Annotated in this window: 9 protein-coding genes; 5 read left to right on the top strand and 4 right to left on the bottom strand. The window is 68.7% G+C overall.

From position 1 onward, the window contains the following. The first annotated feature begins 283 nt into the window (after nt 1-283). Nucleotides 284-1,654, top strand: a complete 1,371-nt coding sequence (mgtE, locus tag ACLFRM_RS07695) for a magnesium transporter (RefSeq protein ID WP_410755156.1) — start codon at nt 284-286, stop codon at nt 1,652-1,654. A gap of 9 nt (nt 1,655-1,663) precedes the next feature. On the opposite strand, the gene ACLFRM_RS07700 is transcribed toward mgtE, so the two are convergent. Then, nucleotides 1,664-2,893: a diguanylate cyclase domain-containing protein gene (locus ACLFRM_RS07700; protein ID WP_410755157.1), complete on the bottom strand. Its 1,230-nt coding sequence runs from the start codon at nt 2,891-2,893 to the stop codon at nt 1,664-1,666. Between the two features lie 27 nt (nt 2,894-2,920). After that, nucleotides 2,921-4,429, bottom strand: a complete 1,509-nt coding sequence (gene pap / locus ACLFRM_RS07705; protein WP_410755158.1) for a polyphosphate:AMP phosphotransferase — start codon at nt 4,427-4,429, stop codon at nt 2,921-2,923. A gap of 182 nt (nt 4,430-4,611) precedes the next feature. Between pap and ACLFRM_RS07710 the strand changes: the two genes are divergently transcribed. Further along, on the top strand, nt 4,612-6,948 hold the full coding sequence (locus ACLFRM_RS07710; protein WP_410755159.1) for a DUF255 domain-containing protein: 2,337 nt from the start codon (nt 4,612-4,614) through the stop codon (nt 6,946-6,948). 300 nt (nt 6,949-7,248) lie between these two features. Here ACLFRM_RS07710 and bioB read toward each other — a convergent pair whose 3' ends face one another. Next, nucleotides 7,249-8,247 (bottom strand): biotin synthase BioB, encoded by a 999-nt coding sequence (gene bioB, locus ACLFRM_RS07715; protein WP_410755160.1) that lies wholly within the window; start codon nt 8,245-8,247, stop codon nt 7,249-7,251. A 5-nt stretch (nt 8,248-8,252) separates the two neighbouring features. Next, on the bottom strand, nt 8,253-8,684 hold the full coding sequence (locus ACLFRM_RS07720; RefSeq protein WP_410755161.1) for a hypothetical protein: 432 nt from the start codon (nt 8,682-8,684) through the stop codon (nt 8,253-8,255). A 42-nt stretch (nt 8,685-8,726) separates the two neighbouring features. Here ACLFRM_RS07720 and ACLFRM_RS07725 point away from each other — a divergent pair, with 42 nt between their 5' ends. From ACLFRM_RS07725 to ACLFRM_RS07735, 3 genes are all read left to right on the top strand, one after another. After that, entirely contained in the window at nt 8,727-9,434 is a 708-nt protein-coding gene (locus ACLFRM_RS07725; protein ID WP_410755162.1) for a ComF family protein, read from the top strand. A gap of 226 nt (nt 9,435-9,660) precedes the next feature. Then, nucleotides 9,661-9,912 carry a type B 50S ribosomal protein L31 gene (locus ACLFRM_RS07730; protein WP_410755163.1) on the top strand — a complete coding sequence of 84 codons (252 nt, stop codon included), beginning with the start codon at nt 9,661-9,663 and terminating at the stop codon, nt 9,910-9,912. An 88-nt stretch (nt 9,913-10,000) separates the two neighbouring features. Next, a partial coding sequence (locus tag ACLFRM_RS07735; protein ID WP_410755164.1) for a thermonuclease family protein occupies nt 10,001-10,784 on the top strand: 784 nt, incomplete at its 3' end.

The raw sequence follows: 10,784 nt of genomic DNA on the forward strand, positions 1-10,784 counted from the left end.
CTCGCGCGCCGCGCACGGCGACAATTCCGTGCCTGCTCGCGCAACCGGCGCGCGAAACACCATCCAGCATCAAGACACGTGTAACTGTGCCTCGCCCTGGAACGGTCACTGACATGGCCTTCAGGGACGAGGCCGGCCGGCTGGTTCTGCCCCATGGCCGTGATGTCCGGCAAAAGGGGCGTATTGGTAACAAGCCGCCGCTGGCGGCTATATTCCCCCTTGCCGTACCACAAGCCGATAGCCTGTCATCACCCCGGCCATCCAACCCGTTCGGAGCCCCCCGATGCCGCAGTCCGAGAAAATCCAGCAGCTTGCCGAGTCGTTCGAGCACTTCGAGCTCGGCGAGCTCGGGGCTGGAGCCTTGTGCGACGACCTGGCGGCGGTGCGCGATCAGGACATCGCCCGGGCGATGGCCGGGCTGGGCCCGGAGGGGATGCGCCGGGTGCTGGACGTGCTGCCGGCGGAACGGCGGGGCGAGGTCTTCGGTTTTCTCGAGCCGCGCGAGCAGTTCGCGCTGGTCGAGCGGCTGGACGACGCGACGGCGCGGGAACTGATCGAGGGCCTGCGCCCGGACAACCTGACCGCGCTGCTCGAGGATCTCTCGCCCGAACAGGGCGAGGCGGTCGTCCGCCGGCTCAGCCCGGACCGGGTGGGACAGGCGATGCGTCTGCTGGGCTACCCGCCCGAGAGCGCCGGGCGGCTGATGACGCCGGAGTTCATCGCGCTCGACCCGGCCTGGACGCTGTCGCATGCACTTCGTCACGTGCAGAAGCACGCCGGGCGCAGCGAGACGGTCGACGAGCTGTTCATCACCGACGCGGACGACCGGCTGCTCGGCCGGATCGGCCTGCGCCGGCTGGTGCTGGGCGATCCCGAGGCGAGGGTCGAGTCGCTGCTCGGCGACGCGCCCGTGAGCATCGCAGTGTCCGAGGACCGCGAGGAGGCCGCCCGGCTGATCCAGCACTACGATCTCACCGCCCTGCCGGTGGTCGACGAGAGCGGGGTGCTGCTGGGCATGATCACCATCGACGACGTGATGGACGTGGTCGAGGAAGAGGCCACCGAGGACATCCACAAGCTCGGCGGCCTGGGCGCGCAGCATGTGAGCCTGCGCGGCGCGTCCGTCCTGCAGTTGTTCAAGAAACGCATCGGCTGGCTGTTGCTGCTGGTCTTCCTTGCCATCTTCGCCGCCGGCGCGGTCTCGGCCTTCGAGGAGACGCTGGAGGCGGCGGTGGTCCTGAGCTTCTTCCTGCCGCTGATCATCGGCTCGGGCGGCAACGCCGGCTCGCAGGGGGCGACCATGATGGTGCGCGCGCTGGCGACCGGCGACGTCACCTCGAAGGACTGGCTGCGCCTGTGGGGCCGGGAACTGGGCGTGGCCACCGCCCTGGGCGTGACGATGGGGGCGGCGGCCTGGGGCATCGGGCTGTTCTACGGCGGGACGATGCTGGCCAACGTGGTGTTCCTGTCGATGATCGCCGTGGTGGTCTTCGGCAGCATGGTGGGGATGCTGCTGCCGTTCCTGCTTACCCGCTTCCGCCTCGACCCGGCCACGGCCTCGGCGCCGCTGATCACCTCGATCGCCGATATCGGCGGCATCCTGATCTACTTCGGTATCGCGACCGCCTGGATTGGCACGAGTCCGGCTGCCTGATCCCGCCGGTCAGTCGCTACCGGTCGTCGGTGACTCGCGGCGATCCGCCGGTCCGTCGCGCCGCTGGCCTTTCTGCTCGTACATGCGCCCATCGGCGCGGGTAATCAACCCGTCGAGTTCCGTGCCGTCGGCCGGGCAACGGGCCCAGCCGATGCTCAGGCGCGGCTCGACCTGGTGGCCGTCTACCTGTAGCGGGCGCTCCAGCTCCGCGCGAAGGGCGGCCTCGAGCCGGGGCAGGTCGTCATCGTCGGGAAGCAGCAGGCAGAACTCGTCGCCGCCGAGTCGGGCGACCAGGCCGGTGTCCCCGGCGAATGCCTGCAACCTCTCCCCCACGTGGGCGAGGACGTGGTCGCCGATGGCGTGGCCGTACTGGTCGTTGACCGGCTTGAAGCAGTCGAGGTCGATGTAGGCCAGGGCGAACCCGGACCCGTCGCGACGCCGGCAGTGGTCGGCCTGCGCGTAGAACGCGCGGCGATTGAGCAGGCCGGTCAATGCGTCGTGGTTGGCCTCGAAGCGCAGGCGTTCGCCGGTCTGGTCGAGTTGCTCGGCCTGTTCGTGCAAATCGTGCTGCAGGCGGCGGAAGGTGCGCCGGGTGGTGGCCATCAGGATGGCGGCAAACAGTATGCCGCCGATGCCGAACCAGAGCATGAACTGGCGGGAGGTCTCGGCGGTGTCGCGGGCGCGATCGATGGCCGCCTGCATGAGGCCCTGCTCGTGGCGCCGCAGTTCCTGGATCACGCCGTCGAACTCGCGGTCGAGGTCGAACAGCTCGTTGCGCACGATCTGCATCGCCGGTTCGAGGTCGTCGCGAGCGGCAAGATCCACCACACGATCCTGCAGTTCGACGATTCGCGGGATCTGCTCGTCCTGTCGTTCCATCAGTGCCAGGCTGCGTTCGTCGTCCAGTCGCGCGATCAGGGCATTGCGCGTCTCGCCGACCCGGTTGCCCCACTTGTGGTAGTCCATCATCAGCGCGTCACGCTCGAACGGGTCGTGGGTGAGCAGCTGGTTGATCATGGTCTGGTGGCGGTTGTAGGCCGCCTCCAGCAGGTCGCTGGCCAGTTGCAGGCGCTGGCCGTGGTCCTGCGTGACGCTCTGGAGCTCGACCTGCAGGCGGTGGTTCTGCCACAGCCCGTTGGCCACCACGAGGATCATCCCGGCGAGCAGCACGCCGAAGGCGAAGGTGATCACCCCGATCTGCCTACCGTGGGTCTCGCGCAGGTGGTGACTGAATTTCATGGCCTCGTCGTCCCTGCTGCCGTCACGTCAGTCCTTGCGGTCTCGGTCACGCTTGAGCGTCTGCTTGACCGCCTCGGCGGCGATGCGCATCACCTCGATGCGGGCGTAGCGCTTGTCGTTGGCCGGGATGATGTGCCACGGCGCGTATTCGGTGGAGGTGCGGATCACCATCTCGTTGATCGCGGCCTTGTAGTCGTCCCAACGCTTGCGGTTGCGCCAGTCCTCGGCGGTGATCTTGTGCTTCTTGTAGGGCGTCTGCTGGCGGGCCTGGAAGCGTTTGAGCTGCTCCTCGGGCGTGATGTTGAGCCAGAACTTCAGCAGGGTGACGCCGTGCTCGGCAAGCTGCTCCTCGAAGGTGTTTATCTCGTGGTATGCGCGCGCCCAGTCGGGCTGCGGAGCCAGCCCCTCGACACGCTCGACCAGCACCCGCCCGTACCAGGAACGGTCGAATATGCTCCAGTAGCCATCGCGCGGGATCTGTCGCCAGAAGCGCCACAGGTAGTGGTGGTCGGCCTCCTCGTCGGTGGGCGCGGCGATGGGGATCACACGGTAGAGTCGCGCATCCAGCGCCTCGGTGAGCCGGCGGATGGCCCCGCCCTTGCCGGCCGCATCCCAGCCTTCGAACAGGGCGACCACCGGCCGCCGCGCCTCGAATCCCTCCCAGCCGAGCCGGTTGAGCCGGGCGTCGAGCTTGCGCTTGTGGCTCTTGTAGTCGGACTTTTCCAGAACGCGGTCGGCGGGCACAAGGTCGACGATGGTGCGCCGGGCGCTGTCGGCCTCGGGCAGGGCCGGGGCGTGCGAGACCTTGACCGGATCCTTGCTGCCGCCGCCGGCCAGGCAGGTGTCGATGGCGCGCAGCAGCGTCTTGCCGGCGGTCAGGTCGCGGAAGCGCGAGTCGGTGGCCTCGATCAGGAACCACGGCGCCTCGCCCGTATCCGTCTCGCGCACGACGCGGGTGGCGATGTCGATGAACTCGTCGTAGTGGTCGGCCGCCTTGGTCGTCTCGGGGGCCATGTGCCAGTGGCTCTGGGGGTCGCGCCGACGCTCCTTGACCCGGCGAGCCTGTTCGCGCGCCGGCAGGTGGAACCAGAACTTGACCAGCAGCACACCGCCATTGACCAGCATGTGCTCGGTCTCGCGGATGCGCTCGAGTTCGCCGCTGATCCCGTCCTCGGCCAGTCGCCCTTGCTGGGCGTCCTCGATCAGATGCTGGTACCAGCCGCCGAACAGCACGCCGATCTCGCCGCCACCCGGCATCGCCCGCCAGTAACGCCACCAGCGGGGACGTTGCTTCTCCTCGTCGGTCTCGTCCCAGAACACGTGCGTCTGCACGCCGCGCGAGTCCAGCCATTCGAGCAGGTGGTTGACCAGCTCGCCCTTGCCGGCGCCGGCCACGCCGTTGATCAGCAGCAGCACGGGCAGGTTGGCGGCTCGCGCCTGTCGCTGCGCCTCGAGCAACTGCAGGCGCAGGTCGGGCACGGCGGCCTTGAAGTCGGCCTTGGAAAGGCGGCGGCCGAGTTCGGCGGCTTCGAACATGTCGTGTCCTGCATGAAAAGGGAGTAGAGGGGCAAGACTAGCACTGCCAAGGGAAACTCTGCGCGAATGCCCGGGCCAGAGTGGCATTCGCGCAGAGTCTCCACCTGGACGGCTTGCCTGATGCCGCATTGCACGACGGGCTGTGCCATTCTTGGAGTCTATCCTTCAACGAGTTCGTCCCCATGAGTCGATTGCCCACGCTTTTGCTGCCATTCGTGCTGCTGGGCCTGATGGCCGGTGGTCCGGTGGTTGCCGATAATCGGCTTGCCGGGACCGCCTCCGACTACCTGCGCGACCACGCCGACAATCCGGTCGACTGGTATCCCTGGGGCGAACAGGCGCTGGCCCTGGCGCGCGAGCAGGACAAGCCGATCTTCGTCTCGGTGGGCTACTCCACCTGCTACTGGTGCCACGTCGCCAAGCGCGAGCTCTACGAAGACCCCGAGATCGCCCGCGCGATGAACGAGGGTTTCGTCAACATCAAGGTCGATCGCGAGCAGCGCCCGGATCTCGACCGCGTGCTGATGGCCGCCACGCGTGCGCTGGGCGAGGGCGGCGGCTGGCCCAACAACGTCTTTCTCACCCCGGACCTCGAGCCGTTCTTCGCCGGCAGCTATTTCCCGCCCGAGCCGCTGCCCGGCCGCGAGAGCTTCCCGGAGATCCTCGAGCGCCTGTCCACGCAATGGCAGGATGATCGCGACCCGTTGCTCGAGCGTGCCGAGCAGACCGCCGCCGAGTTGCGCGACGGGGCGAGCGCGGGGATGGCGCCCGAGCGCATCGACCTGGTCGATTGGCGGTCGCGCGCGCTCGAGGCGCTCGAGGGGCAGTTCGACCCGCTGGTGGGCGGTTTCGCCCCGCCGGGGCAGTCGAGCCGTTTCCCGCAGTCGCCGCGCCTGGGTCTGCTGGTCGCTGCGCTCGACGACGAGGAGCTGGGCGCGACGGCCGAGGAAATGCTGCGCCAGACACTGGCGGCGATGAGCGTCGGGGCGCTGTTCGATCATGTCGGCGGCGGTTTTCATCGCTATACGGTGGATCCCGAATGGGCCATTCCCCATTTCGAGAAGATGCTGATCGACAACGCCCAGCTGGTCGGCATCTATGCCCGTGCCGGACAGCGGCTGGAGGAGGACTGGTTCGACGACGTGGCCGTGCGCAGCGTCGACTACCTCGAGCGGCGCATGTGGGCGGACGACGGCGGTTTCTTCACCGCCGAGAACGCCGAAATCGACGGCATCGAGGGCGGGAGTTACGTCTTCTCCGCCGAGGAGATCCGCGAGCGGCTCGGCGATGAGGCCGAGGCATTTCTCGACTGGCACGAACTGGTCGATCTGCCGGAGAGTCGCATCGACCACGAACTGCCCGATGGCGGGGCGGTGAACCTCGACGTGGGGCGGGCCTTTTCCGCCTTCGAGGCAGGCGAGCTGGCCGAGTCGATCGAGGCCTTCGAGGCCGATTACGCCGCCCTGCTCGAGGCCCGCCAGGCCCGCGGCCTGCCCAGGCGCGATCGCAAGCAGGTCGCCGAGTTCAATGCCCTGACCGGGCTGGGCCTGCTCGCCGCCGCCCAGCCGCTCGACCGGGGCGACTGGCACGAGCGGGCGCAGGCGGTGGGTGACTGGCTCTGGGCGAGGCTCTGGGATGCCGATGAGCGCCGCCTGAATCGGCAGGCCTACGACGGCGAGGTCTCCGGCGAGGCGTTTCTCGCCGATTACGCGGCCGCCGGCCGGCTGATGCTGGCACTCTACGGGTCGAGCCACGACCTTCGCTGGCTGTTCCGCGCTCAAAGGATTGCCGCGGCGATCGAGCGGGACTACCTCGACGAGTCGGGGCGGCTGCACGAACGCCCGCCGCAATCGGGCGGCGGATTGCCGCTCAGCCCGCCGCCGGAGGGCGATGACGTCGCCCCCTCCGGTCACTCGCAGGCGGTGGTGTTCCTGCTCGATCTCGGCCTGTCGCTCGATGAACCGGTCCGCCAGGCCCGGGCGGTGCGGGCCCTGGCCGGGTTCGCCGCCGAGGTGGACGCTGCCCCGGGCGACTGGGGCTTTCTCGTCGGCGAGCTGGCCCGCCCGTCACGCGCCGAGGTGGTGGCGCGCGAGGCGGCACGACTCGCCGAGGCCGACGAGGGCGACGGTGGGCCGGGCGAGACGCGGGACCACGTGACGGTCGAGGCGCGCGAGGTCGAGGACGGCGCGGCCATCGTGGTGCGAGTGGAGATCGACGAGGGCTTTCACGTCAATGCCAATCCGGCCAGCGAGGACTTCCTGGTGCCCACTCGCGTGACGGCCGTGGACGGCGAGATCGGAGCGATCGACTACCCCGCGGGCAAGGCGTTCCGCGCCGAGTTCGCGCGTTCGGCGATCGACGTCTACGAGGGCATGCTCGAGCTGCGGGTGCCCGTGGCCGGCGCGACGCCGACGCGCCTGCGCCTCGACCTGCAGGCCTGCAATGACGAAGTGTGCCTCGCGCCGGACGAGGTGGAGGTCGGGGTCGAGCCGGCGAGTAGCGATCAGGTGAACCGGTAGGGGCGCCTTCAGGCGCGATGGCCGAATACGCCCACCACGCCATCGCGGCTGAAGCCGCGCCGAACAGCGGCCCCATTGTGGGAGCTTGCCTTGCAAGCGAACCGCGCCACGAGGCGCGGGTCCCCGTGTCCGTTTCATGGGCTGTTGGCGGCCTGATAACGGAGCGGCCGCTGCTGCGGCCTTCGCGGGCAGGGCCCGCTCCCGAAGTGGGGCCTTGATTGCTCGGCCTGCCAAACGAAACGGGCCGCGGCCGACCGGTTGGTCAGTCGCGGCCCGCGATGGCCGTCGGGTCGTTGCCGATCAGGCCGAGACGGAGGCCGGCGCGTTGTCGGCCGGTTCGTCGAGCTGGCAGCCCTCGGGGATCAGCGGGGTCAGGCCGAGCTTGGCGAACATCGCCTCGTCGGCCTCGGCATCGGCGTTCTCGGTGGTCAGGAGCTTCTCGCCGTAGAAGATGCTGTTCGCCCCGGCGAAGAAGCACCAGGCCTGGATGGCCTCGCTCAGGCCCTCGCGACCGGCGGACAGGCGCACGTGCGAGCTCGGCATCATGATGCGGGCCACGGCGATGGTGCGGATGAACTCGATCGGGTCGAGCGCCGGCACGTCGGCCATCGGCGTGCCGGGGATGCGCACCAGCATGTTCAGCGGCACGGACTCCGGCGGTCGCTCGAGGTTGGCCAGCGTGGTCAGGAACGAGGCGCGATCCTCGCGCGACTCGCCCATCCCGAGGATGCCGCCGGAGCAGACGTTGATGCCCGCCTCCCGGACGTGGTCGAGCGTCTCGAGGCGGTCGTCGATCGAACGGGTGGTGATCACCTGGTCGTAGTACTCGGCCGAGGTGTCGATGTTGTGGTTGTAGTAGTCCAGCCCGGCTTCCTTGAGGCGGCTGGCCTGTTCGGGCTTGAGCATCCCGAGCGTGACGCAGGCCTCCATGCCGGTCTCCTTGACCACGCGCACCATGTCGATGACCCGCTCGAGCTGGGTGTCGGTGGGGTTGCGCCAGGCCGCGCCCATGCAGAAGCGCGAGGCGCCTTTCTCGCGGGCCCGGCGGGCGGCAACGCGCACCTCGTCGAGCGGCAGCAGGCGCTCGCGCTCGAGGCCCGTGTCGTAGCGGGCGCTCTGCGAGCAGTACTTGCAGTCTTCCGGGCAGGCGCCGGTCTTGATCGAGAGCAGGGTGCTGACCTGGACCGCGTTGGGGTCGAAGTGCTCGCGATGCACCGTCTGGGCCTGGAAAAGCAGGTCGTTGAAGGGCTTTTCGAACAGGTCGAGCGCTTGCTGCTTGCGCCAGGGCGGGCGGGACATGGGAATCAGTGATCCTCGAACGATTCGGTCGGTTCGGTGAAGGAATCTTCCCAGGTATCTTGCTTGATCCGGTACAGATCGTAAAGCGACCAGGGGATGATGATCACCGCGGAGATCGCCCACAGCACGAGATAGAAGGTCAGGCTGGGCGGGGCGAACGTGCCGATGACCACCGCCGTGCCGGCAATGAAGTAGAATCGATAGGCGGCCCACTGGGTGTAATGGCCCACCTTGGGGTTCGGGTGGTGCTTGTTCAGGGCGTAGATCAGCATGGACAGGCCGGTCCAGAAGATCGCCAGCGGCAGCGGCACGATCATCGCGACGATATTTCCCCAGTTGAACCAGGTGGCCGCCCGCCGTGCGGACTTGCCGGAGATGCGGGTGGGAACGTGTTCGTCGTTGCTTTCGAGGTGTTCGGCGGACGCGTCGTGGTTCATGATGCTGCGACCTCTAAATATGCGCATGGAATGCAGATTAGCATGGAATGGATGCCCTCGCGACGGCGGCGCTGGTTCGAAGCGCCCTGTCATCTCTGTCGTCTCGACACCCTCGACCCCGACGGGCTGTGCCCGGACTGCCGCCGTGAATGGCGCGCCGCGCTGGGGCAGCCGCGTTGCCGCGCCTGCGGGCTGACACTGGCTGCCGGGGACGGGACCGCCGAGACCTGCGCGGCCTGCGTCGGACGGGCTTCGCCGTTCGAGCGCGTGCTGGCGGCGGTCGATCTCAACCCCCCGGTGCGCGCGCTGATCCATCGGCTCAAGTACCGTCAGGATTTCAGCGTCCTGCCCCTGTTGCAAGCGACCCTGGCCGATGCCGTCGTCGCCGACGCGGCGGCGGTCGGAGTGGAGGCGCTGGTGGCGATGCCGCTGCACTCGCGCCAACGTCGCCGGCGGGGCTTCAACCAGTCGTGGCTCCTGGCCGAGGGCGTGGCGCGGGCGACCGGGGTGCCGCTGTTGCGCCACGGCGTGCGGCGGCTGCGCGACACCGGCTCGCTGACCGCACTGTCGGCGTCGGCCCGCCGCGCGACCCTGCGCGGGGCCTTTGTGGCCGACGGGGCCTTGCCCGGGCGGGTCGCGATCGTCGACGACGTGTTCACCACGGGGGCGAGCGCCCGCGCGCTGGCCTCGGCGCTGCGTCGCGGCGGGGTCGAGTCGGTCGCCGTATGGGCACTGGCACGCACGCCCTGAGCGTGGTGATCTCATCGCCCGAGGTGGCTTGTGCGCCGGGCGGAGTTTGGGTAGAATCTCGCGCCTTGGCCGTCCCGGCCGCGTACGCCCGTGGCGATTGCCGAGCCCGGAGCGGGCGCCGGGGCGGCGGCCCCGCAGGGGCAAAACCCGAAGACGATCAACCTGAGATGCGGCCCCGGCGGCATCCGACCCAACTTTCGAACCTATACCCAGGGGCAGAATCGAGATGAAAGAAGGCATTCACCCGAACTACCAGCCGGTGGTGTTCCAGGACGTCGCGGCGGATTTCGCCATCCTGACCCGTTCGACCATGAAGTCGAAGGAAACCATCAAGTGGGAAGACGGTAACGAGTACCCGCTGGTCAAGATCGATGTGTCCTCCGCGAGCCACCCGTTCTTCACCGGCAAGCGCTCCGAGGGCAGCATGGCCAAGCAGGTGGACAAGTTCCGCAACCGCTACGGCCAGAAGAAGAAGTAAGACCGTCATGGTCGCGTTCCTGCCGTTCGGCCGGACGCAGCGAAAGGGCACTGCGGGTTTTCCGGGTGCCCTTTTTCGTGCGCGCTCGATGGGCCTGGCCTGGTTGCTTGCCGCGCTGGTCGTCTCCAGCGGTTGCGTGGCCGAGGAATCGCCCCGGTCGCCCGCGGGCGACTGTGCCCCGCCGGCCGAACTGGCGAGCCAGTCCGCCACGGTCGGCCACGTCAACGACGGTGATACCGTCCGCCTGACCAACGGCGATCGCGTGCGGCTGGTCGGGATCGACACCCCCGAGCTGGGGCGCGACGGTGCGGATGACGAGCCCTATGCCAACGAGGCGACGCAGGCCCTGCGCGCGCTGCTGGCCGAGTCCGAGAACCGCGTGACCGTGGTCGATGCCAGCGAGGGCGAGGACCGCTACGGCCGCCGGCTGTCCTATCTCTACCTGCCCGACGGTCGTTCGGTGCAAGCGCAGCTGCTCGAGCAGGGGATGGCGATGGCCGTGTTCGTCGCCCCCAACCTCGAACTGGCCGACTGCCTCCTCGAACGCGAAACGCAGGCCCGCGATGCCGGTCGTGGCATCTGGTCGCTGTCCGCCTACGATCCGGGACTGCCTTCGAGCGAGGGCATCCCCGATCACGTGCAGGGCGCGGCGATCGTCCGCGGCCGGGTGGAATCGGTGGGCGAGAGTCGCCACAACATCTGGATCAACCTCGAGGGGCGGGTGGCCCTGCGCATCGACAAGGCCGACCGCGAGCGCTTTCCGGGCTGGGATTTCGAGGCACTGGAAGGGGAGACCCTGCGGGCCCGCGGCTGGATCGTGCACCACAGCAACCGCTACCAGGACTGGTTCATCCCGGTGGATTCGGCGCACG

Source organism: Guyparkeria sp., assembly GCF_046540515.1.
In the GTDB taxonomy this organism is placed as follows: domain Bacteria; phylum Pseudomonadota; class Gammaproteobacteria; order Halothiobacillales; family Halothiobacillaceae; genus Guyparkeria.

Coding starts and splice junctions, on each gene's coding strand:
- ACLFRM_RS07700 (WP_410755157.1), bottom strand. CDS start 2,893: ATGAAATTCAGTCACCACCTGCGCGAGACCCACGGTAGGCAGATCGGG.
- bioB (WP_410755160.1), bottom strand. CDS start 8,247: ATGTCCCGCCCGCCCTGGCGCAAGCAGCAAGCGCTCGACCTGTTCGAA.
- mgtE (WP_410755156.1), top strand. CDS start 284: ATGCCGCAGTCCGAGAAAATCCAGCAGCTTGCCGAGTCGTTCGAGCAC.
- ACLFRM_RS07725 (WP_410755162.1), top strand. CDS start 8,727: ATGGAATGGATGCCCTCGCGACGGCGGCGCTGGTTCGAAGCGCCCTGT.
- ACLFRM_RS07730 (WP_410755163.1), top strand. CDS start 9,661: ATGAAAGAAGGCATTCACCCGAACTACCAGCCGGTGGTGTTCCAGGAC.
- ACLFRM_RS07710 (WP_410755159.1), top strand. CDS start 4,612: ATGAGTCGATTGCCCACGCTTTTGCTGCCATTCGTGCTGCTGGGCCTG.
- ACLFRM_RS07720 (WP_410755161.1), bottom strand. CDS start 8,684: ATGAACCACGACGCGTCCGCCGAACACCTCGAAAGCAACGACGAACAC.
- pap (WP_410755158.1), bottom strand. CDS start 4,429: ATGTTCGAAGCCGCCGAACTCGGCCGCCGCCTTTCCAAGGCCGACTTC.